Raw genomic sequence first — 22,769 nt, forward strand, 5'->3', positions numbered from 1 at the left:
AAAAAGGAACCTATGGAAGGCTCCTTCTCCTTTTTATCACTACGGAACTTATACACCCATACCCAACCTATTATGCGCTTCTTCTCCGAGCCAAGCTCCCTGAATAATTAGCAGCCGTTGTAATGCTTTGACAGGAACTTGTCTGGTAGTCGCATCGCTCAAACCAGCAATATAAGCTGCAGTCCCCGCGGCCTGCCCCATTGCGAAGCAATTCGGCATAACACGAAGGGAGCCTTGAACGACACGATCCGAAGAAGCGGCTCTGCCGGCAACCCATAGATTGTCGATGCCAATCGGTAATAAGCATCGGTAAGGCACTCCATGAGATTTGCCTGGGGGCAGATGGTGGATCGCCATGTTTTCCTTACTTGTCGCCATGTGAATATCGATAAAATACGCATTCCTCGCAATGTCGTCCGGGAACGTGCGCATTTCCATGAAGTCCTGTTGCTCAAGAACATAATCGCCGACGATTCTTCTCGTCTCTCGGATGCCGATCTGTTCCCCTGTGGAGATCAGATGTGCGTGCTCAAAGCCTGGAACATACTTTCGGAGAAATCGTAGCTGCTCCTGAACCTTCTTCCTGCCCTCGATCGCTCCTCGGGTGAGATCCTCTGCTTTTGTACCGTCTATGTTAAAAATATGACCGAAGTTAATTCCTACGAGGTAATCGGAAATCCAAGCAAAACCGGAAACTTCCTTGCGACCTTCCGGAAGGTCTCCATTCGCCTGTGCTTTCTGCACGGCAATTGGGATTTGTGCGATGTCACCACTCTCTTGGAGATACTGAGTAAAGCGATTTCGATCGACATTCGTCAATAGATAGCACATCGTTCCCGGCTGCAGTTCCCCTCGCTCACCCCCCTTATGGAAAGGTACTCCTGCCATTGCCGCGATATCGGCATCCCCCGTCGCGTCGATCACATAGTCGCATTTCACGAACGAACGCCCAGTCTTGTTTACAATGACGACGCCCTCGATCCGACTTCTGGAGGGATCCATACAGATTTGTCCGACGAACGTATGATATAGCAATTCAGCCCCACTATCGAGTACGGCATCATCGTAGACACGCTTTAGCACTTCAGAATCGATGGGTACCCAATCCAGCTGCTTATCGTACAGCTCGCGGTATTGCTCATTACAATTGTTCTTCATTATTTCCATCAATTCCAGCCCGATTCCTCGAATGACTGGCTTCTCATGATCCGTGAACGGGCAAAAGGCTGGCACGAGCGCCACTGTTCCCATTCCCCCAAGAAAACCCCGCTGCTCGATAAGCAACGTTCGTGCCCCGTTCCTAGCAGCAGCAATAGCAGCAGCGATTCCCGAAGGGCCACCTCCAACAACAAGTACATCTGTATCCCGGCTTACCGGAATGTCTTCCTCTTGTATGCGATATGCCTTCATTTCTTATCCAGTCCCCCAACGTTTATTAGAACATTGAATGTAGCTCTTCCAATCTATGAAATAGAGCCGCGAGGCAACTTGACGTTTACCTCGCAGCTCTGACTATTCTTTTACTTCGTTGTATACCAATCATTAATTTCTTTAAGACTGACATCCCGACCGGAGGATTTGTATTTTTCCTGGAAGGCTCCGATATCGCCAGCTTTTTCGCTACCGACAATAAACCTAACTGCATATTCATTTACTAAAGTTCCTAGAGTTTGATAATTTTTTGTGTATTCTGGCATGTATGGAGCCGTTGCAAGCAGGTCCGGCTTCCTCTCCGCAACAGGTAGCTTCACATTCACCGATTCCCATGCTGCGAACAATCTAGGATCCTTACGAACTCTGGCCTGCCAATAGATTGGATAGTTAACCTCATCTACACCCGTCAGATAGTTGTTTGCCGCGTTCCGCTCGTCTGCGAAGATGGGTAGAATTGGAGTATAAGCTCCATCCTTGAACGTATAGTGCTTACCTTCCTCGCCGATGGCAATGAGCTTATGCGTTTCCTTCTCCAGCTTAGCGTTAAGGAACTTGATCGTGTCCTCTGCATGCTTCGAGGATTTAGGGATAAAGGTAATTCGATCTAACCCGCCTCCACTACTACCCAATCCGCTTACGCCATCTTTTCCTTTAAGTGACGGTATATAGGCAATAACAGCATCCGGTTGAGTTTTCTGTAATGCGTCGGTAAGCGTCGGTATATCTGCCCAGTGTGCAGGCATTACACCAAGCTTGCCGCTAGTAAATTTTTCTTTCAGGTTTGGATCTTTATTGACTGCGAATTCCTTCTCAAGTAGTCCCTGTTTGAATAAGTCGTTCATGTATTCCAAATAACTTTGAAAGTTTGGATCTAGCGCTGAAGGAACGAGCTTACCGTCAACATCGTTATAGCTGTTGGCAATACCGAACGCTCCGTTCAGATTAGGAAGGACCGGATAATCCCCACGGGTTGAGAAGGGAACATTTTGTTTGCCATTTCCACCAGGATCCTGCTCCTTAAACGCTTTCAATACTGCAGTGAATTCTTCTAATGTTGTAGGCATCGGTAATTTCACCTTATCCAGCCAATCCTGACGGATAATCAGGTCAAAGCCGACTCCATCCGAAGCACTAGTAGGTATGGCGTAAATTTTTCCTTCTACCTTAACGGCTTCCCATGAAGCATCAGCGATAGCTGCCTTGATGTTCGGACCGAATTCCTCAATGAGAGGTCCAATTTCAGTTAATGCCCCACGTTTAGCATAATCTGAATACAACGCTTTCCCATTACTTCCGCCATTCATAAACACATAATCATACTCAGCGCCCGAAGCGATCAGAAGATTCAACTTATCATCTGCTTTATCCTGTGGCAGCATTTCATACTTGACCTTATATCCTGTTTTCTCTTCAATAACCTTTGCAACTGGATACGTATTATAATCATCATTTTGATAAACATGCAACGCTTTCAGGTCCGGCTTCTTCGCTTCCTCTGGTGATGCACTAGGTGCTTCCTTAGATGCTTCAACCGATGAAGCGGGCTGTGTCGATGGTGCTGATGTGCTCTTTGCTTCATTGTTATTGTTACCGCAAGCAGCAACAGTCAAGGTAATTACACCAATCATCGAAAGTAATGATAAATTTCTTTTTAACGATAGTCTCATGAAATAAACCCTCCCTCTTGATTTTCAATAACATGGCATGCGTATATTATCATTAACCCGCCGGGTACCTCGTCGGTATTAATGCGCTACCCTTTGACAGAGCCGATCAAAACACCTTTTATAAAATACTTCTGCAAATAGGGGTATACAAGTAGAATAGGTACGGTCGAAGCGATTACTGTCGCGGCACGAATTCCTTCTGGCGTAATGTTCATCATATCGTCAACGCTCCTGTTAATGCCCATCTGTACGGTGTCCGCATCCATCACGATATCTCGTAGATAGAGCTGAAGCGGCTTTAAAGCAGGAGTGTTGATATAAAGCATCGGACCTATGAAGTCATTCCAGAAATATACAGCGTAGAAGAGCGAGATTGTGGCCAATACAGGTCCACTGAGCGGAAAGATAATGCTGAAGAGAATACGTAGATTTCCCGCTCCCTCCAGCTTAGCTGCTTCCTCCAAGCTCTCAGGTAAGTTCTCATAATAGCTCTTGATGACTAACAGGTTGAATACGCCAACGAGCGCTGGCAAGATCAATGACCACAAGCTATCCATCAGCCCCAATTGGCGGATCAGTAGATAATTAGGAATCATTCCACCACTGAAAAGCATCGTAAAGACAAATAACAGAAGGATAAAGCCAATACCTGGCAAATGACGCTTCGACAATGGATAAGCCGTAACTGCAGTCAGTAGCATGCACAGGATCGTTCCGACTATAGTGATTGTGACCGACACGGTCAGTGATTTAAGGAAGGGACTAGAGGTTACGACGAATTTCATCGTGTCCAATTGAAAATCAACCGGTAGCAAACCAACCTTACCCGAGATAACCGCCCACTCTGCGCTTACCGACTTGGCGAATACATTGGCAAACGGGAGCAGCGTAGATGCAGCAAACAAGGCAAGCATGAAGTAGACGACAATATCTAGCACGCGGTCCCCGAATCTTTTTTTGATCAAAGTAAGTCTCCTCCTTCTACCAGATGCTTCGTCCAGTGTAACGTTTGGACAGCTTGTTGCCTGAGATGACTAGAATAAAACCAATGACGGAATTGAATAGCCCAACAGCGGTACTGAAGCTGTAATCCATTTTTCCTAATCCAATTCGGTAAACATAAGTACCTATAACATCACTAGTTTCGTATACCACAGGGTTGTACATCGTTAGGATCTGTTCTGTCCCTGCATCCAGCAGTCCGCCAATACGAAGAATAAAGATTAATACAATCGTGGTCATAATGCCTGGTATCGTGATATACCACATTTGCTGTAGTCTACTCGCTCCATCCATAGCAGCTGATTCATACTGATCCTGATCTATTCCAGCGATTGCGGCAATGAAGATGATAGCGTTCCAGCCTGTTTCCTTCCAGCCTGCAGTGAACACGAGAACGCTTCTAAACCAGTCGTTACTGAGTAAAAAACTGATGGGCTCTCCACCGAGTGAGGTGATTATCTGATTGACGATTCCTCCTGATGTCGCCAGGATGTTGACGAACAGTCCAGAAATGATAACCCACGATAGAAAGTGTGGGAGATAGATAATCGTTTGAACGGTGCGCTTGAACCACATTCTTCTCGCTTCATTGAGCAATAGTGCGATGAGGATCGGTAGGGGAAACAATAGCACGATCTTGTAAACACTGATCAGCAATGTGTTTCGGAACACCTGTCTGAATTCATCCGAGTGCGTCAGCTTGATGAAGTTCTCCATACCTACCCACGCACTGCCCATGATTCCATCAAAAATATTAAAGTCCTGAAAGGCAATAATAATCCCATACATCGGGACGTACTTAAAAATGACTAGGAACAACAATCCGGGCACGAGAAGCATGTACATATCCAGATTGTTACGGAAAATCCGCCGTTTCTCACCCCACCTGATCGGTACGGTCTTCTTTACCGTCTTAGTTGTTGAAAGCTCCATTCTTCAATCCCCTCTTTCGTCCTATCCTGTATCTCTTAATTTCATTATATGAGGGGGTTCAATCTCGTTGTAGATGACAAAGCTTCACTTTCTGGTAGTATCCAATAGATCCTCTGTCAACGCCTTCAGCCTGACGGTTACAGTTGTTCCTTCTCCGAGCCGTGATCGGATGACTAACCCATAAGTCGGTCCTGAGAACAACTTGATCCGCTCGTTCACATTAAACAATCCGTAGGAGCTACCCGTAGAATCCGTCTCCTTCTCATTTATTGGTTCAGTCAACAATCTTTGTGCCCGTTTCTCATCCATACCAATGCCATCGTCCGTCACTTCCAGCACGAGATCTTCATTTTCCTTGAACGCTTTGATCGTGATAATGCCAGTTTTCGTCTTCGCTTTGCGAATTCCGTGTAGAAGCGCATTTTCAACGATTGGCTGTAATGTCAGCTTTGGAATAAAAAACGCCTCTACTTCTTTGTCCATCAATACCTCTAATTGAAAGGTGGACGGAAATCGGTTCTTCTGAATACCCAAATACACCTGAGCGAGTTGGATTTCATCGGCTACACTCGTCATGTCACGTCCCTTGTTCAAGCTCAGACGGAAGTATTTGGCCAAAGCATCAATCATTTCACTAATATCTGTTGCATTGCGCCCGATAGCAATCCAGTTAATCGTATCGAGCGTGTTATACAGAAAATGTGGGTTTATTTGAGCTTGAAGCGCCTTAAGCTGAGCTTCCCTCTGCTGAACCTGCGCCCGATACGTTTGATCCATTGATTGCTTTACACGATGGATCAGCTGATCTACGCTTTGCTCAAGCATGAAGAACTCCCCTTTTGGAGCGGAGACTTCATCTAGACGTTCGACACCCTCTTTGCGGATTGTCACAATAATCTGCTGCAGTCTGCGGTTCATCCCGCGGATCATAAATGCCAGTAGGATGAACATTATAGCCAGGAAGCCAGCCGATATGCCGAGAATAGTAGCCAGACTAGAAGCCCGCCCTTGATCAAGTGCTCTACGGGATATCTCCGATGCTGGAACATCGGCAATAAGTTTCCACCCAGGACCTTCAATACGTGAAGATAGGGTATAGAGCTCACTATTTGCCGCCTTATTTATCCCATTCTCATTCCCCGCTATTGTCGTTCCGATCTTAAGCCTGTCTGGATGCCATAAGATGGTGCCTTCGTTGTCTACGATGTACAGCTTTGAATTGGGAGGCATTTCAATGAGATTCAGGATATCCGCAAATGTCCTTTCTTGGATATCGAGCAGCATAACCCCTAACACTGTGTCGTACTGCTGAGGGTCCCTTATCATTCTGGCACTGGAGAATATATAGGTGTTTTCCTTATCAAGGAAGGATTCTTCATATACCCCTGTCCAGACGATCCCCCCGCTCGCATTGATGATTTGTTTAAATAATGGCCTCTCTTGCAAACTCTCAAGCGAGAAAAAGTTGATCCGATCACTTGCGATCAGCTTTCTTCCATCAACAAAAAAACGGACGTGAAATACGTCCGAATTCATTTCAACCGTATCCACCAAATTCCGCAAATCCTTAACATTGTCTAGCTGTATTCCCTCGGACGGGTTTTCTCCAGCTTGTCCCAGGTATTTGTACAGGTTCGGGTTCATAAGCAGAGAGTTAGATAAATTCTCAATCTGATGAATGCGATAAGATAGATTAATACCCGCTTGATTCAGGGTTTGAAGCATCGAATGAGATACTTCCTCCTCTAAAATAGAAGCTGATCGCTCATAGTAGCTATAGAGCAGGACAGATGCTGGCAATACGATAACGAGTAAATAGAGAAGCAGCCACTTTCTTAGCGCCCAATAAGGACGTGACAGCTGCTTCAGCCAGCTTACTTTAGGAATGGTCATGTCCTCCTTCATGAATAGCACCTCCTATTACAAAAGTTGATCTCGATAGGTGCTAGGCGTAACACCGGTCATTTTCTTGAACAGCTTCGTAAAATAACTGGGATCTGCATATCCCACTGCGTAACAGATGTCATAGAACTTGTTCTGAGGATTACGCAGCATCTTTTTCGCCTGCTCCACTCTCACTTGTGTCAAATATTCATTGACCGTTCGTCCGGTTTCCTGCTTGTATAGCAAGCTGACATAAGTCGGCGTCAGGTACACTTCTTTACCAATGTCCGTGACGGTCAAATTCTCAGAGAACCTAGTCTCGATGATGGCCTGAACTCTCTCTATCAGATTTCTAGATTTGCCGCTACGTCTATCCTTAATCAGGCTGCAAACTTCTAATAGGTAGGTTGCCAACGTCCTCTGAAGCTCCTCAATCGTCTCCTGTTGAATCAACGTTTCCCAAATAGGAGACTCTTCTACGGAAGCCGCACCAACCCCAAGCTCCAGCATTAATTGTTCCGCGAGCAACGCAATTTGTAGACTTAGATTACGGAGGTATCCAACTCCACCATTCCGGTTGCGGGCCACTTGACTGAATACATGTTCTAGCTCCACCTGAAGCTCGTTGCCATCTCCTGCTTTAATTAATGTCGTTAACTTCTCAATTTGGGCATGATTGATACAAATCAACCGATCATCTAGCGTCTCCAGACTATCCATTGTAATAATACGATTTTTGCCTAGATACCACTTATGTCCTGCAGCTTCACGCGCTTGAGCATACGAGTCGCTCACACGTCTAAGTCCTTTTATTCGTTCACCCACACCTATGGTCACACCGATGCGCATCCATCTTTCTAGGTTTTCTCGGATCAAATGAGCCAATGCCAGTAGACGTTCTTCGTGCCCCTCATCGTCTTCCCAACGAAGAAGTCCAACGTATTCGCCATTGCTGCTTTCGAAAGCGTACCCGCCCATATCACGATCGATTAACTCCTGACAAATATTAATCGCCGCATACGTTAAGAGCTGCCGATCCCGTTCTGTTCGGGTATCTAGTATTTCAGCATAATTATCTACGCTCATGACAAGAATGCCATAGTCAGCGTCGACAGGCAGGTATAACTCCAGAAAATCAATACGTTCCTGCAAGTTGATCATAGCGCGTGACTGTCCATGAATGAGAGCTAGCAGTAATTTCTCTCTTAGAAGCGGCATACTTTCCCGGAGCTTAACTTGCATATCCTGAGATAGGCTTCGAACGCGTTCCTGCTCCTTGAGCTCAGCGGATATCCGCTCGACTACTGCTTTCAGCTCCTGCAGATTTACCGGTTTAAATATATAATCCACCGCGTTGATTTGCATGGCAGACTTTAAGTAGTCAGCGTCATTATGCCCGCTAATAAATACAATCCTAATATCAGGATAACGAACTCGAAGCTCTCTAGATAACTGGATTCCGTCCAGGTTAGGCATCTTCACATCGGTAAAGACAAGGTCGGGCTTCAGCCGTTCGACTTCTTCTAGTGCGACGTCACCATCATCGGCTTCCCCAACGACTTCGATGCCATAAGTTGACCAGTCAAAGTAGTTTTGTAAACCGTAACGTACAGTTGGTTCATCATCTACGATTAATAGCTTGTACATTCGCATATGCCCTCCCCTTCACTAATTCCTTCATTATACTGAAACAAGGAAATTTATTGCAGGGGGAATACAATAATCTCTGGTACTATTCTATAGTTGAAGTGGAAGTGTTTTCTCTAAATTCCTATCTCCATTCATTGAAAAAAACCAGAACCCAGCGTTCATTAGAACGTCGGGTTCTGGTTTAATGCGAGGCGATTATCCTATGAAAAAGGAGACACTACCTACTCTGAGCTTTTCTTATTCAAACTGTCAGGACCAACTATCGGATGAGGAACATAAGGCTCTTCCAGCGAAGCAATTTCAGGTGTTAACGAAATTGAAAGAGCGTCTAATATTCTTTCCTTACGGAAGTAATTTACGTCCCATAAATCCATCATTCCAGCCGTGAAAGTGAGTAATCGTCTCCTCACCCTCCCTCCAGCATAGAAGAATTTCTTCTCCATTCAGTAGCGATGGAAAATCAACTAGACCTGGACTGATCATCTTCAATTGAACGCCTTTTCGCCCAAAGTTCTGGATAAGCATTTCCGCTTCCATCCGCATGAAATCGATACGGCTTTCTACTTCAAAGAACCCGTCTTTTCCATCACCGACCTGCGAATGCTTATGGATTAGCTTCAGTTTTTGTAGATCGAGATACTGGTCTTCAATCCGAGCTACGAGCTCCTTCAGCGCGGCCAGTTCTTCTTTAATTTGCGGTAGCCAAGCTTTTGCTTCGCTGAGTGTAAAAATCTTATCGCCCAATGCTTTCCAACTCCTTATTTAAGTGGAAACTTCCTGCTAGAAATTCATTATTTTTTCACCAAATATAAGATATCCTGCACATTCAACACAGGCTTCGGATAGTCGGCATTCACGCAATGAATCATCGCAATACCTAGTTCTCTAAGCGTGATTACGTGCTTAGGAAATAATCGCCTTAACGCGGGATAGAACCAACTTAACACCTTATAGTATCTTTGCGTGTTTCTTGCGCCTTTTGTCGGATGCATGTAGCCAGGTCGGAACATATATGCCTTACGAAATGGAAGCTTGAGCAAATCGTTCTCCGTCTTCCCCTTGACTCTCGCCCACATGCTCTTGCCTCGCTCCGTACTATCCGTTCCTGCTCCCGTTACGTAGCAGAACACCATGTCGGGATTCAGTTCGGACAACAGCTTCGCCACGCCGATCGTTAGATCGTAGGTCACACGACGGTACTCTTCCTCCTTCATCCCGACAGAGGAAACACCTAAACAAAAATAACAAGCATTATAACCGGTAAGCTGACTTGCGATTGTCGACAAATCGTAGAATTGATCCTGAATGATTTCCTTGAGCTTAGGATGTGAAATTCCAGTTGTCTTGCGGTTAATAACCAGTACTTGCTCGACATCCGGATGTGCTAGGCATTCGATTAATACTCCTTCGCCAACCATCCCTGTAGCTCCCGTTATGATTGCTCTTATCTTCCTCAGATCTATCTCCTCATTTCATAAGATATCTATAGGTCGTAAGCTAATAAGAATATATCATCTCTCATTTAACTTTACCTTATTTGCGAGGAGTGATTCAACTTAACTCACCTGAAGTCCTGTTGTCTCCCTTGAAACACCCAAGCACAACACAAAGAAGATCTTCGAGTGAAGATCTTCTTTGTGTTCCGTCACATCGTTAATCCAGCTTCAGCAATGATTTCCCGAATACGCTCGTTAGGTCTATCCTCGAAGAATCCTCCATGATAACAGATTACCGTTGAGATATCGAATTCGGTGAATTTATGGAGAGAGTGCAAAGCCTCCTCCATGTTCAGCGTTGGCCGTGCTTCTGGTCCAAAGAGCTGTCCGTTCACAACGACCATCGCATCCCCAGTTACGAGCGTTCGGCTTGCGTGATGATAGAAGCTAATATGGCCGGGAGTATGTCCCGGTGTATGAATGATCGTAATTCCTCCACCATAAGGCAAGAAATCCCCGTCCTTAACCAAATGAGTCACGTTATTCGACGACGAGGGCGAGAATACACTTAAGAACTGATTCCGATCCTTCTCGTCTAAAGTTTGCAGTAGTGTTTCATACCTCTGCGGATTAAACTTGAGGAGCGGTCGACTTCCGTCGATGTAAGGCTTGTCCGCTTCATGAGCCAGGATGGCTGGTCGTTCACCCTCTCGTTCCGATAAAAGATGAGGCAAGTTGCCGATATGATCGATATCTTGATGCGTGAATAGGATCGCGTCTAGATCGTTAAGCGTCAACTCTTCTTCCCAGAGACATTGCTTGAGTGCTTCCAATTGTCCGGGCATCCCCGTATCCACGAGCACATACGCATTCTTGTCTCCCCACAATAAGACCGGATTCACAACCATGACCTCATTCGGCAAGTTCATGACGAGGGAGAGCTTTTTCAATCCGACATTTTCTATCATCCGATCCCTTATCCCTTCTACGAGAAAATTCCTGGCCTAGGCAATTGACCATTCAATACATAATGGCCGGCCGTAAGCACCTTATACTCTGCAGGATTATGAAGAGTATGTGTGCGAACGTTCCTCCAAAACCTGTCGAAGCCATACTTATTCGCCGACGCTCTTGCGCCCATGACCTCGAAGACGCGAGAGCAAATATTTAGGCTGGCGTTTCCAGAAAAGACGTTGGCCGTTGTGACGATGTATCCCGCTTCTCCCCGCTCCTCCGCGGTCATATCGAATCCTTGCGCGTAGGCCTTATCGACTTGAACAATTGCACGATCGACCAAGCTCACGGCGGCTTCGAGTTCGATACCAAGCTCGCCATACTGCCTTATGATGATCGGGTCTTCGTTAGCTCGTTCGACACCCGATGTTACCCAAGGACGGGATTGCGTTCTCGTGTATTGCGCGGCTTCCGCAATCGCACCCTGAGCGCTTCCTACGAATAAGTTCGATAAAACTAGTTGCGCCAAAATTGGCGGAAACGTAGATAGCACGGTGCCTTTCCGATAAGTTTCGTCGATCAGCTCGCTCTTATGAACGATCGCATCCTGATAGGATAACGTTCCGCTGCCAGTCTGACGCTGACCGATCGCATCCCAGTCGTTATGGACGATAACGCCTTGTCTTTCTGCCGGAATTACGGCTCTGTGAAAGATGTCTTCGTTCGATTGATCCCGAAATGAGATTAGGAGAATGTCGGCATATGGAGAACCGGAAGTAAAGCCCTTGATCCCATTCAACACATAATGGTCGCCATTCTCTCTGCCCACGACTCTGCGGTCCAGAGAATTGTTAGCGTTCCCCCAGAACCAATTGTTGTTCGCTGTCTCGGTGTAAAGTCGTGCCGCTTGCTCTGGAGTTCCGGTCAAGTGCACGATCGTCATGTTCAAGCAATGATAGCCGAACAAGTGGGCGAAGGAGCCGTCAACCTTTGCAAACTCCCTGATTACTTGCATGACGGCCGACCACGGTTTCCCAAAGCCTCCGAATTCGGTCGGAATGTTCAGCTTCAGCAAGCCGCTTTCCCGTAGCTTCTCCAATTCCGCGAACGCGTTGCCCCCTTCCCTATCCCGCTCTACAGCGTTAGTCGCGAACTCCCTGGAGAGCTCGACTGCAGCTTGAAGGTAATCCCAATCTTTCCGTACAGTACTCTGTATACTCATTTAAATCCATCTCCTCTAAGAGTTTGGCTATTGTTCGACTCATCCTTGGAAGTTATCCCGCCACTTCAGCCAATGTCGTTCCAAGAGACGCACTAGCGAATCCGATAGCTTGCCGACTACCGCGAAAATAAGGATGCCGACGTAAACGACGGTTGTCTGGGAATATTGACGGGCATCATTGATCATGAACCCGATCCCTGCGCTGGAACCCATCATCTCGGCTACGACCAAGCCTAACCAGGAAACGCCCATCGACAATCGCACGCCAAGCAAAATATTCGGCAACGCGGACGGGATGATTAAGCGCGTGATTTGCTTCCAAATCGAGAAATTCAAGACGCGTGTTACTTCGAACAGTTTCTTATCCGCACTGCGAATGCCTAGAAAAGTATTAATATATAAAGGAAAAAAAGCTCCGAGAGCTATCAGCAGTACTTTAGACGTCTCCCCAATTCCGAACCACAGTACGAACAGCGGAGTAATCGCAAGATGTGGAATCGTCCTTAACATTTGGAAAGACGGATCGATCGACTTTTCCACCGGACGCAAGAAACCTACGGCAACTCCAAGAACGAGCCCAACAGCCGCTCCTAAACCGAATCCCGCCATCGCACGTATCGTGCTTATTCTCAAATGATGCAGCAACGTTCCAGATATAAGTAAATCCCAGAACTCTATAGCTACGCGATAGGGTGAAGGAGCAAGTGTTCTATTCAGGACTCCTGCGTAGGATAGCCATTGCCAGACGATGACGATTAAAGCGGGTAGCCAGAAGCCGGCGAACGGCCTTGCTATTGTGCGAAATCGGTTGTTTCGACTCGGCTTCACCGTAACTTCTTTCATTAGATTCACTCCGTTCCATTCGTCATAGCTCATCAGCCTGCTCGAATTCTCCAAGTACCTTTCTGCGGTAAGCTTGGAACGACTCGCTATTTTTTTTGCGCGGGAAAGGCAGATCGATCGGAATAATCCGACGAATCGTACCTGGCCGAGAATTCATGACGACGACCTTATTGGCTAAAAATACGGCTTCGTCCAAATCATGAGTAACCAAAATCATTGTTCTCTGCTTTCGATGCCATATTTCCAGCAATGCTTCTTGAAGATGTGCGCGAGTAAAAGCATCTAAGGCACCGAACGGCTCGTCTAGAAGCAGAATCTCTGGCTCACGCAGAAGCGCACGGGCAATGGCTACCCGTTGTGACATCCCCCCGGAGAGCTCCTTTGGGTAAGACTTTGCGAATGGTGTGAGGCGCACGATCTCAAGCAATTCATTTACTCGTCCCCTCACGTCCCCCTTGCTAACGGAAAGATCTGCGGCGATATTGTTCTCCACGTTTAACCATGGAAAAAGGCGCGGTTCTTGGAAAACAAATCCAACATTGATTCCTGGACCGGGGATCGGTTTGCCGTTAAGCTCAATCGATCCTTCATAATCCGTATCCAGCCCGGCGACCAGCTTGAGCAGCGTGCTCTTCCCGCAGCCGCTCGCGCCGATAATCGTAATGAACTCGCCTCGTTCGACCTGCAGATCAACATCATGTAAGGCCTGAACCGAACCTTTATCGGTATGAAAAGACTTAGACAGGTTATCGATTTGCAGTTGAATATCCGACATCTCTATTAACGTTTCTCCAGCGGATTTTTCAAAGCGGCTTCGAAATAAGAATTATCGATGAACGTAGTCGGATCGATAAGCGTTTTGACTGTTTTATCGTCCAAGAGCTGTTGTGCGACCTTCTTCTCAAGCTGGATGAAATCGTCGGAGATCGGTTCATAAGCGACGGGGTTATTCTCGGCCAAATGACTAACAAGCGTCTTATCCAGTTTTCTGTTCTCCGCAAAGAACGTGATCGCCTCTTCCTTATGGTCACGCAGCCAATCAGCCGACTGCTGATTAACCTTCAGGAACAACTCTACGTATTCTGGATGCTCTTCCGCGAATGCGGATCTTACCACTGCAAAGTTAGGGTTAGGCACCTTTAACTGTTCGCCGTCTGTCAATACCCGCGCACCATTCTGAACCACTTGCGTAGAGACGAACGGATCCCATATTCCCCATACGTCTACCTTTTTCGATTCAAACGCGGCTTGGCCTTCGTCCGGTAGAAGTTGAATCAGTTCCACGTCGCTTGCCGTAAGTCCCGCTTCCTTCAAGGCTGTGTTCACCAGATCGTAGCTCATCGTTCCTTTGGCAACACCGATTTTCTTGCCTTTCAAATCTTGAAGCTTTTGAATGTCGCTATCTTTGTGGACAAGCAGCGCATTCGCCTTACTGAAGACGGCAACGGTCGCGATTGCTTTCAGATCGACACCGTTAGCCGTCGCGGTGATAGTAGGTGTCGGGGCTACGCTTCCGATATCCAAGTGTCCGCCAGCCAACGCTTCCAATCCAGCTGCTCCGGTTTGGAACGTCAACCATTCCACTTTAACCCCGATTTTGGCAAACTCCTCTTCCATCCAGCCTTTTTCCTTGGAGATCATAAGTGGTACATAGGTCGATACAGCATTAAAACGAACAGTCTTTAAAGAATCCCCTTTGTTGCTTGAAGCAGCTTCATTAGAATTTTTGTTATTGTTGGAGGAACAGCCAACGACAATTGAAGTAATAAGAAGAACTAAGAGTGCGGTTACGATAAATTTATTGTTCGTTTTCATAGTAGATTATCCATCCTTTTGTTTAATGTTCTTTTTCTTTCCGTTGTCCTCCGACCCAAGCTCCTCCCGCGAATACGGCTTGACGTCGCGGCGAGGAAGCGATCGCATGCATCGGATTGAGGCTGTCGATAAGGATGAAATCCGCACGTTCGCCTACTTTTGGCGCAATTGAAGGTAAGAATTCCGAGATCAGTGGATAGATGCGTTGAAGCTGTTCATCCGTACGCCATCCAAGCTTTTCGGATAACCTCGAGCCGCGCGCAAGCAGGTCCCCATCTCCATAAGGACTCCAAGCATCCCGGATGTTATCGCATCCGATCCCCACCCTTACGCCTGCCTCCAGTAATTGCTCTACTCTTGGCATAGGCGAATCTAGTGGAACACTAGTAATAATCTCGATATCCGCCTCTTTCAACCGCTCCGCTATGTCCAGAGATTCGGCCTCCGATACTTGTCCCAGACAGTATGCGTGACTCACCGCGTTTCTTCCGCGCTTGCCTGCCTCAAGGGTCAACTCCGCTAAACGATCTATCGTATATAGACCTAGATGACCCGGATCGTGCAGGTGCAAATCGATTCCTGCATCGAATTCTATACTCAACTCGAACATCGCTTGCAAGCTTCCTTCCACTTGGCGATCCAGACTTGCCGGATCGACTCCGCCAATCAGGTCCGCACCCGCTCTCATCGCTTCCTTCATCACCGGAATCGAACCCGATCGGAGAAGTCCTTGTTGCGGGAATGCCACGATCTCGATGTCCATCCGATCGGAGTAATCCGATCTGACCTTCAGGATTTCCTCCAGGTGACTTACTCCGATCTTCGGATCAACGTCGACATGTGTACGTATCCCAGTCGTTCCGTGCTCCAGAAGTAAATCAAGCAGTCGTCTAGCCCTTTCGCCAGCGGAAGTCGGTAACGAAGCCAAATGCGATTTTTCGAACGATAACTGTTCCGGCAAAGCAATGAACGACTTCAACGATTTCCAAGGCTCCCCAAGAAAATGCTTGTCCAGGTGGACGTGCCGATCTTTCAACGCGGGGAGATACATCAATCCCTCGGCATTCCATGATGCGTTCGAAAGCTCGCCATCTTTAGCTTCTGAGCTTGGTTGAATGTGTGAGAAGATTCCTAGCGTTTGATTGATTTGAATATCAAACCTTTGTAAGCCAATTGTTACGTTCTTGATGAGTAAGGTTTCCAATGCTAATGCCCCCATTATTCTGAACTTTTCCTTCCTCACTTTCTCGCTTTTTAATTTTGTGTTTTCCTACCTGTTTAGTATGATATATAATAGTCCCAATAAAGTCATTGTACGATTGATCCAAATATGCCCTTCGCCATAGTAACAATCATCCAAATCGCATCGCCTTGACACCATCCATATTTATAGCAAAACCTATTTAAGCAACAACCGGGAGTGACAATATGCAACTTGGACAATTACTAGCAAGCAACATATACCATAACGCGAAAGTGATCGTGGGAGACAATGGGCTGTCGCGCAACGTTCAGTCCGTCAATATTATGGACGCTCCGGACATTATCAACTATTTGAAACCCGAAGAGTTTTTGCTAACTAACGGTTATTTCATTAAGGATCATCCCGAAGCTTTCATCCAGCTCATCGAGCACATGGACCGATTGAATTGCCCTGGCATCGGGGTGAAATCCCACCGTTTTTCTCTCGAAATTCCTGCTAATGTGCTGGAGAAAGCTACTCTCCTGCAATTTCCGATCATCGAGTTATCCGGGATCCCGCAGTCTCTGGGAGAAATCCTGCAATTGTCTACCAGCCTCATTCTAGACAACAAAAATGATGAGCTGCGATATGCGCTCACCATCCATAAGAAATTTTCTACTCTCGTCATGCACGGTCAAGGAATACCGGAGATCATCGATTCCTTGGCACAATCCCTCTTATCACCAATTCTTCTCATAAATAGTAACAATCAGATTAAGGGGCAATCCTCTCACTTTGATCAACTTGATCGCAATTTATTTTTGGAGGATACCATGAATGCGATTTCGCGCTTGTCGCTGCGTAAGCCTGCTCTATTGCGCAGCTTCCAAACGGAATACCTGCTACCTTATCGGCACTTGGATGTTTACCCTATTAATACCTATCGGCATGAAGGCTACCTTGTCGCTTTCCGGGAAAATCCGCCCTTGAACAAATCATCCGCGCTTGCAATCGAGCAAGCCGCCAACGTCATTGGAATGGAATTGACCAAGCAGCAAGCGCTCAAGGAACGTTCGCGCCGTTACAAAAATGAGTTTTTCTCCGATCTCATCGATGGGTATATCGTGTCGGAACAAGAAGCCATGCATATGGGAAAAAAATATGGTCTGCAGCTGGAAAAAAGCTATTTGCTCGTCGTGCTTCGCAATGATGATTTACTTGGAAAAGACGTACGTGAAGGGCAAACCCAATTCGAAGAAAAACAAATTTCAGAACGAGATATGCAATACGACTTGATCAAGCATCATTTCTCCCTCCTGGATGTTCCTTTCGTTATGTTCACCCGAAACGATTTATTCGTGATGCTGGTGAAAGTGAAGGAAACGGGGTGGGATGAAGCCGCGTTCATCCGGTACACCGAGGAGATATCAGACCAACTCTACGATAACGCCCGGCTCAGCATCTCGATTGGGATCGGTAAGCTGATCACTCATGCACTCGACATTGGGATTTCCTACAATGAGGCAATGAAGGCACTCCAGTTCGGTTATCACATGAAAAAGAAACGCTTCGTCCAGTCCTATCAATCCAATGGAATCGGTCACTTGCTACGCTTGATTCCTCCCGACGAATTAACCCAATTTTTCGAGGAAACGTTTAAGTGCTTCTCTTCGTTGAATGCTCATGAGAGCAAAGAGCTCATGCGTACTTTGAAAGTGTATTACGACAATCAATGCCAGCTCGTGGAAACGAGCAAACAGCTATTCGTCCATCGTAATACAGTCGTATACAGATTGGAGAAATGCGAGAAGCTATCCGGTGTCCATTTGCGCGACCCAATGGTCAGCTTGCAATTTCGCATCGCTTTCGCGCTAGAACCGTTCATAAAATCGAAAATCAATTCATCTGCAGCTCAAATACCGTCAATTCCATGACGGTATCCGGTTTATCGGGTTTTAGTCATTAGATCAAGTCGCTGATCGTGTAACTTGCAAACACTTGTCCCTTCATTAAAAAGCTTAGCGTCTGCGTCAGGTCGTAATCGAATGAGTCGGCCTTATTGCCCATAAGTAACGTTTGAGCCCAGCTGCGCAGAAGCAACTCTCTCTCGGCAGCGAGCTTAGGAAGAAAATCCTTATTGAGTTGAACACCGAACACCACCGAATGTCGATTGGTATCGGTAATGTCCTCAGCAAACACTTCATTCCCTTGTGCATCAAAATACCCGACAACGTAGTCAGCAACATCGCTACCATAATTGAGGTCCAATTCGTAGCCCTCCTCCTTCAATTGCGCGAAAAAAGCCTGTGTATAGAAATAAGCGCTGTAAATGTCCGTGTGCTGGTGAAAATAATTGGCTAGGAACGTCTCGTGTGTGTTTCCGTCTTTGTCAGGCGTTATAACGACAAGCGCGTGATCTTCCGTATCGACTCCAAATTCGACTAGGGTATCGAACGTACTTTCCAGAACAACCAGGTGCTGCTCGTCCCCATATTTGGGCGCGTACGTGCTGACGATTCGAATTCCCTGCTTAGACGGCAAATTAAGAATTAAGTCCATTTGTTGGAACGCTGCATAAGAGTACCGTTCCGTCACCGTTCCCCCTATTCGCTTCGTCTCGTCCCGTAGCCACTTCTCCACAGCTTGCAAAGAACCATCCACTTTGTACTCATGCAATCGATACAGAGCATCGAGGTTTGTCTTTGTGTCTTCCAGATTGCGCAATTCTGTCAATAGATCTGTTGGTGTGACGAAATCGCTGTAAGTGGCATCCGGTGAAAATGAGGGTGTAATTGCAGATGGAGTTGAGGATGGAGTTGAGGATTGGCTATTTTTACTTGGGGTACTACTTGGACTTTGACAGCCCACTAGAATTAGAATGAAAATAAGAACAACATATGTCGATTTCATACGTTAAACCTCCAACCGGATAAAATGGTAATACCTGTTAGACGATTAAATTGTTGAATGGTTTCAAAAAATAAAAAGCCGACTTCTCTAATGAGAGTCGACCTGAAAATATGATACTCTATTGTATTGAAAAACAATAATTGGATTAACTCCTCCACTGCTACATTGCGGACAACAATTGTTGCCACAACGAGGGCAATAAACCTTAAAGCAGTTTGTGCATTAATACAGAGTATCCAAATTTTGCTTCTGATTTCCGCAATTCGGACAAGCTTTCATTGCCTGTTCCCCTCCCTTCCCAATCTTGTGCACTTACAGTCGTATGAACAGTTCGATTGTACCAGAGCACCGCAGTGCAATACGCTGTTGTAAAAAAACCTAAGCGAGGGAAAGTGCGGAAGCTCGGAAAATCTCTAGCAAGATTACGTTTGAGCTAATCCATAGTCCGCCGAATACATAACCGGCAACAACATCGCTTGGATATTGAGATCCTAAATAAACCCCGCTAATACCTGTCATGAGGAGTACTATGGAAATTATCAAAATAACAATTATACGAATTTTATAATTCCCATGGTGGCGAAGAAACAAAAAAGCTGTAAACCCATAAAACGTATAGGCCATAAATACTTGTTCACTAGGGAAAGTAAATTCAATGCCACTTGGGCCGATTCGATGGAATAAACGCCTCAAGCCTACACACAGTCCTTCCCCTCCAACTACAACTATGACATAGAAGGCAATCGTCAGAAGGCGATCGTTACCTTTGAACCTTATCCATAAGCTTGTGAGGAGAATTAAAGACAATATTAACGAAGAGGAACTAAAAATCGCCCAATGATTCATGGATTCATTCCAACTGGAATTAAATACTTGCCCGACGATATAAGAAGTAATTTCATCGAATCGGGTAAATTCATGCGATAAGAAATCGTGTATTATACCGATCATTAAAGAAAAGAATACAACGAATAATGCACCTGCAGTTAGGATAATAAACTTAACTTTGCCAACGGAATGGTACTGTTGCAGTTTCTTTTCCAACCAAACATCGATACGATTGCGAATACGCTGCTTATTTTTCTTATAGAGGATAATGAGTACATAGGCGATTACTGCTATCAAGCCTAAAATGAGCATGTAAAGATTGATGGTATGATGATATTGCTCCCATTTGGGGCCGAGCAGCTTACCGAGCGTAATGAAGACACTTACCCAGAGGAATGCCCCCGAATAGGCATAAATGGCATATTTACGGAAAGAAAGCCGCGTCGCGCCTGAGAAATAGCCTGTAATATGGCGAACTCCTGGAATGAAATAGGCGATAATCAACATTTTGTTACCATAACGCTCGAACCATTTAGCTACGCTATCTAATTTCTCAGGACCAAAGTGAATCCGGGAACCGTACTTTTCGAAAAATGGTTTGCCTAGCCGATATCCTATCCAGTAAGCAATGGTCATCCCTAGCGATGCGCCTATTCCTCCGATAATCACACTAAGCAGCCAATCCAGTTTACCCTTAAAGACAATAAAACCTGCGTAAGTCATAATTAATTCTCCAGGCAGCGGAATGGCAAGAAGCTCTAAAAATAAGCAAAGAAAAAGAACGATATATCCATATTGCTCCAATAATCGGTTTAATATATCGCTCAGAAAGCTCATACCTCTCCCTCCGATTTTCTAATGATAACGAAGCCGGCTTGTTCAATACATTAATCTATCACAGGCAAATAGAGTGCTTTTAAGGTATTGTTTACCGATTTAGCTTCCTTACTCATGTCGTCAGAGATCGGATGGGGAAAGTGCCATTCGACAGTCGATTTTGGAGAATTATGATCAGTGCTTATGAGCAACAAGTAGATTTAGGTGGTGTAATCACTTTAATTGATTGACACCCCTCCTTGCTGCAATCGTCTTCGGATTGCCCCCCTGTTCTAGGTGCGGCTCCAATGCTACAAACACCTGTTTCTGGTAGCTCAAGCTCAACTTTCAATGCGGTTTCATAATCACCGGCAAGATAAGCAACAACAGATCTTATTTGTTCATAACCGGTTGCCATAAGGAAGGTTGGAGCACGGCCGTAGCTCTTCATACCCACAATGTAAAAGTCTTTTTCAGTATGTCGCAGCTCCCTTTCTCCGTGTGGTCGAACCGTACCACAGCTATGAACATTAGGGTCAATAAGTGGGGCAAGAGTTTCTATACTTTCGGTAGCTTGATCAATGCTTAATCTAAGCTCACGCAAGAATGTGAAATCCGGTCGACTTCCAGTATTCACAATAATTTCATCAATCCCATGTAAATCCTGACTACCTTCATTGTTTTCACCGCTAATCGTCATTTTCTCACCTGATCGGCTTAGCTTTTGAATTCTAAATGGAGTAACAACCTGAATTTTTTCGGAGTTAACCAATTGGTGAATACGGCTTCCTAGCTCTCCCCTTGCTTCTAATTGATCATTCTCTTCCCCACCATAGGCATCCTCCACACTGATCTTCCGCATGATCCACATAATCTTCACACCTGAATCAGTATCTTTAAGCTGAGCAAGGTCTAATAATGTATTTAAAGCGGAGTGGCCACCACCGACCACAGCAATGCTCTTGCCTCTATATCTTTCTTTGTCTTTCCCTTGAATATTTGGAATACCATAATAAATATGCTCGCTTAGCGATTGTTCTTCATTCGTCCAGATTCCACTTGCATAGAGGGGATTGGAATGTCCCCAAGTTCCAGAAGCATCGATTACTGCCTTTGCTTCAAAACGTTGCATGGTACCTTCTACTTCAGTATAAATCACGAAAAGATTGTTCTCCCGTTGCTTTGATTTCATTTTGTCAGTGTCTTTTCTGCTTATCGCTATAACTTTAGCATTAAGAATAATTTGGGATTTTATCTCAGGAAGATTAGCTAATGGCTGCAAATATTGTTCTAAGAACACTTGTCCCGTGGGTAAGTCATCAGGTGATGGCGCGCTCCATCCATATTTGGTCAACAATCTTACTGCTGCTTTATCAACATTGTAATGCCAAGGTGAAAACAAACGAACATGTCCCCAATCCGAAATATTGTGTCCGACTTGTGATCCTGCTTCTAAGAGAATGAAACTCTGTCCACGCTCGGCTAAATTCGCAGCCGCGGCTAAACCTATCGGACCTGCCCCAATGATCGCTACAGGTTTAACTTCAATATTTTTCATAGTTGTTTCCTCCAATTCAAATATATCCATGACGCATTGCATTAATCAAATTATTTTGATATAAAATTCAGACGATTGCTATCTTCGCCAATCGCTCTAAACTCATGTCATTTCCGAAAAATGCAACATAATTCCGGTGACAGTAGTTGATTGACTTCTGTATGATTCAACTCATAGTAGCTCCAAGTCCCTCTTGTCTCACGGTTAATTAATCCGGCATCAAGTAAAATTCTAAGGTGGTACGACAGCTTGGATTGGGGCATATCTAAAATTTCTACAAGATCACAGACGCAAGTGTTTCCTCTTTGAGTTAGCTCATACATGATTTGCAATCTCTTCTGGTCTGCTAATGCTTTAAACTTACTTTCATATGGCGTGAAATCAACTTTTCTGCCTTCTTGATCGATCAAGGGAAGCTCTTTATTCATGATTATTCCTCCTTAGGATTCATCACATTAATCAAATAAATTTGATTTAATGATCATATCATACTTATTTATTGTTTCATAATAACAAAAACAGCGGTAGTATAAAAACTTGAAATAAAGTCCTAGACTGCCGCTGAAATATTGAACTATTGTTAATGATTAGCATAATGAACCCGATGATGACGATCAACTTTACGGGCTGTAAG

19 protein-coding genes are annotated in these 22,769 nt (G+C 45.4%); 1 reads left to right on the forward strand and 18 read right to left on the reverse strand.

The genetic code is table 11. The annotated features are described in order from the left end of the window. Window positions 1–48 precede the first annotated feature (48 nt). The 14 genes from M1K58_RS05945 to M1K58_RS06010 all read right to left on the reverse strand — a co-directional run bounded on the left by M1K58_RS05945 (window position 49) and on the right by M1K58_RS06010 (window position 16,044). The gene (locus M1K58_RS05945) at window positions 49–1,410 is read right to left on the reverse strand and encodes an FAD-dependent oxidoreductase (RefSeq protein ID WP_256757734.1); all 1,362 of its coding nucleotides are present in this window, start codon (window positions 1,408–1,410) and stop codon (window positions 49–51) included. Window positions 1,411–1,520: 110 nt separating this feature from the next. After that, entirely contained in the window at window positions 1,521–3,101 is a 1,581-nt protein-coding gene (locus M1K58_RS05950; protein WP_256757735.1) for an extracellular solute-binding protein, read from the reverse strand. Between the two features lie 86 nt (window positions 3,102–3,187). Continuing rightward, window positions 3,188–4,066 carry a carbohydrate ABC transporter permease gene (locus M1K58_RS05955; protein ID WP_256757736.1) on the reverse strand — a complete coding sequence of 293 codons (879 nt, stop codon included), beginning with the start codon at window positions 4,064–4,066 and terminating at the stop codon, window positions 3,188–3,190. Window positions 4,067–4,082: 16 nt separating this feature from the next. Continuing rightward, a complete protein-coding gene (locus M1K58_RS05960) occupies window positions 4,083–5,036 on the reverse strand; it encodes an ABC transporter permease (protein ID WP_372339107.1) in 954 nt (317 codons plus the stop codon). 84 nt (window positions 5,037–5,120) lie between these two features. After that, complete coding sequence (locus tag M1K58_RS05965) at window positions 5,121–6,941, reverse strand: sensor histidine kinase (RefSeq protein WP_256757737.1); 1,821 nt, start codon at window positions 6,939–6,941, stop codon at window positions 5,121–5,123. A gap of 15 nt (window positions 6,942–6,956) precedes the next feature. Next, window positions 6,957–8,567, reverse strand: coding sequence for a response regulator (locus M1K58_RS05970; RefSeq protein ID WP_256757738.1), 1,611 nt, complete (start codon window positions 8,565–8,567; stop codon window positions 6,957–6,959). 345 nt (window positions 8,568–8,912) lie between these two features. Next, window positions 8,913–9,314 (reverse strand): DUF2203 domain-containing protein, encoded by a 402-nt coding sequence (locus M1K58_RS05975; protein WP_256757739.1) that lies wholly within the window; start codon window positions 9,312–9,314, stop codon window positions 8,913–8,915. 47 nt (window positions 9,315–9,361) lie between these two features. Beyond that, window positions 9,362–9,988, reverse strand: a complete 627-nt coding sequence (locus M1K58_RS05980; protein WP_256757740.1) for a Rossmann-fold NAD(P)-binding domain-containing protein — start codon at window positions 9,986–9,988, stop codon at window positions 9,362–9,364. Between the two features lie 227 nt (window positions 9,989–10,215). Next, complete coding sequence (locus tag M1K58_RS05985; RefSeq protein WP_256757741.1) at window positions 10,216–10,974, reverse strand: MBL fold metallo-hydrolase; 759 nt, start codon at window positions 10,972–10,974, stop codon at window positions 10,216–10,218. Window positions 10,975–10,991: 17 nt separating this feature from the next. Further along, on the reverse strand, window positions 10,992–12,182 hold the full coding sequence (locus M1K58_RS05990) for an acyl-CoA dehydrogenase family protein (protein ID WP_256757742.1): 1,191 nt from the start codon (window positions 12,180–12,182) through the stop codon (window positions 10,992–10,994). Window positions 12,183–12,221: 39 nt separating this feature from the next. After that, window positions 12,222–13,025 carry an ABC transporter permease gene (locus tag M1K58_RS05995; RefSeq protein WP_256757743.1) on the reverse strand — a complete coding sequence of 268 codons (804 nt, stop codon included), beginning with the start codon at window positions 13,023–13,025 and terminating at the stop codon, window positions 12,222–12,224. 22 nt (window positions 13,026–13,047) lie between these two features. Further along, window positions 13,048–13,800 carry an ABC transporter ATP-binding protein gene (locus tag M1K58_RS06000; RefSeq protein ID WP_256757744.1) on the reverse strand — a complete coding sequence of 251 codons (753 nt, stop codon included), beginning with the start codon at window positions 13,798–13,800 and terminating at the stop codon, window positions 13,048–13,050. Between the two features lie 5 nt (window positions 13,801–13,805). Beyond that, a complete protein-coding gene (locus M1K58_RS06005; RefSeq protein ID WP_256757745.1) occupies window positions 13,806–14,840 on the reverse strand; it encodes an aliphatic sulfonate ABC transporter substrate-binding protein in 1,035 nt (344 codons plus the stop codon). 22 nt (window positions 14,841–14,862) lie between these two features. Beyond that, window positions 14,863–16,044 (reverse strand): amidohydrolase family protein, encoded by a 1,182-nt coding sequence (locus M1K58_RS06010; protein ID WP_256757746.1) that lies wholly within the window; start codon window positions 16,042–16,044, stop codon window positions 14,863–14,865. A 224-nt stretch (window positions 16,045–16,268) separates the two neighbouring features. Between M1K58_RS06010 and M1K58_RS06015 the strand changes: the two genes are divergently transcribed. Next, window positions 16,269–17,957 (forward strand): PucR family transcriptional regulator, encoded by a 1,689-nt coding sequence (locus tag M1K58_RS06015; protein WP_256757747.1) that lies wholly within the window; start codon window positions 16,269–16,271, stop codon window positions 17,955–17,957. A gap of 28 nt (window positions 17,958–17,985) precedes the next feature. On the opposite strand, the gene M1K58_RS06020 is transcribed toward M1K58_RS06015, so the two are convergent. The 4 genes from M1K58_RS06020 to M1K58_RS06035 all read right to left on the reverse strand — a co-directional run bounded on the left by M1K58_RS06020 (window position 17,986) and on the right by M1K58_RS06035 (window position 22,563). Continuing rightward, a complete protein-coding gene (locus M1K58_RS06020; protein WP_256757748.1) occupies window positions 17,986–18,933 on the reverse strand; it encodes a hypothetical protein in 948 nt (315 codons plus the stop codon). Window positions 18,934–19,311: 378 nt separating this feature from the next. Beyond that, window positions 19,312–20,598, reverse strand: a complete 1,287-nt coding sequence (locus M1K58_RS06025; RefSeq protein ID WP_256757749.1) for a VTT domain-containing protein — start codon at window positions 20,596–20,598, stop codon at window positions 19,312–19,314. Window positions 20,599–20,779: 181 nt separating this feature from the next. Further along, window positions 20,780–22,165 (reverse strand): FAD-dependent oxidoreductase, encoded by a 1,386-nt coding sequence (locus M1K58_RS06030; protein ID WP_256757750.1) that lies wholly within the window; start codon window positions 22,163–22,165, stop codon window positions 20,780–20,782. Between the two features lie 77 nt (window positions 22,166–22,242). Beyond that, window positions 22,243–22,563 (reverse strand): ArsR/SmtB family transcription factor, encoded by a 321-nt coding sequence (locus M1K58_RS06035; RefSeq protein WP_256757751.1) that lies wholly within the window; start codon window positions 22,561–22,563, stop codon window positions 22,243–22,245. Between the last annotated feature and the right edge of the window lie 206 nt (window positions 22,564–22,769).

It is taken from the genome of Cohnella sp. WQ 127256 (assembly GCF_024519285.1).
In the GTDB taxonomy this organism is placed as follows: domain Bacteria; phylum Bacillota; class Bacilli; order Paenibacillales; family Paenibacillaceae; genus Cohnella.

What these genes read in the sequence shown, in the direction of transcription:
- M1K58_RS05970 (WP_256757738.1), bottom strand. Translation starts at nt 8,567, where the DNA reads ATGTACAAGCTATTAATCGTAGATGATGAACCAACTGTACGTTACGGT.
- M1K58_RS05945 (WP_256757734.1), bottom strand. Translation starts at nt 1,410, where the DNA reads ATGAAGGCATATCGCATACAAGAGGAAGACATTCCGGTAAGCCGGGAT.
- M1K58_RS06020 (WP_256757748.1), bottom strand. Translation starts at nt 18,933, where the DNA reads ATGAAATCGACATATGTTGTTCTTATTTTCATTCTAATTCTAGTGGGC.
- M1K58_RS06015 (WP_256757747.1), top strand. Translation starts at nt 16,269, where the DNA reads ATGCAACTTGGACAATTACTAGCAAGCAACATATACCATAACGCGAAA.
- M1K58_RS05960 (WP_372339107.1), bottom strand. Translation starts at nt 5,036, where the DNA reads ATGGAGCTTTCAACAACTAAGACGGTAAAGAAGACCGTACCGATCAGG.
- M1K58_RS06030 (WP_256757750.1), bottom strand. Translation starts at nt 22,165, where the DNA reads ATGGATATATTTGAATTGGAGGAAACAACTATGAAAAATATTGAAGTT.
- M1K58_RS05965 (WP_256757737.1), bottom strand. Translation starts at nt 6,941, where the DNA reads ATGAAGGAGGACATGACCATTCCTAAAGTAAGCTGGCTGAAGCAGCTG.
- M1K58_RS05950 (WP_256757735.1), bottom strand. Translation starts at nt 3,101, where the DNA reads ATGAGACTATCGTTAAAAAGAAATTTATCATTACTTTCGATGATTGGT.
- M1K58_RS06000 (WP_256757744.1), bottom strand. Translation starts at nt 13,800, where the DNA reads ATGTCGGATATTCAACTGCAAATCGATAACCTGTCTAAGTCTTTTCAT.
- M1K58_RS06025 (WP_256757749.1), bottom strand. Translation starts at nt 20,598, where the DNA reads ATGAGCTTTCTGAGCGATATATTAAACCGATTATTGGAGCAATATGGA.
- M1K58_RS05980 (WP_256757740.1), bottom strand. Translation starts at nt 9,988, where the DNA reads ATGGTTGGCGAAGGAGTATTAATCGAATGCCTAGCACATCCGGATGTC.
- M1K58_RS06035 (WP_256757751.1), bottom strand. Translation starts at nt 22,563, where the DNA reads ATGAATAAAGAGCTTCCCTTGATCGATCAAGAAGGCAGAAAAGTTGAT.
- M1K58_RS05995 (WP_256757743.1), bottom strand. Translation starts at nt 13,025, where the DNA reads ATGAAAGAAGTTACGGTGAAGCCGAGTCGAAACAACCGATTTCGCACA.
- M1K58_RS06005 (WP_256757745.1), bottom strand. Translation starts at nt 14,840, where the DNA reads ATGAAAACGAACAATAAATTTATCGTAACCGCACTCTTAGTTCTTCTT.
- M1K58_RS05985 (WP_256757741.1), bottom strand. Translation starts at nt 10,974, where the DNA reads ATGATAGAAAATGTCGGATTGAAAAAGCTCTCCCTCGTCATGAACTTG.
- M1K58_RS05990 (WP_256757742.1), bottom strand. Translation starts at nt 12,182, where the DNA reads ATGAGTATACAGAGTACTGTACGGAAAGATTGGGATTACCTTCAAGCT.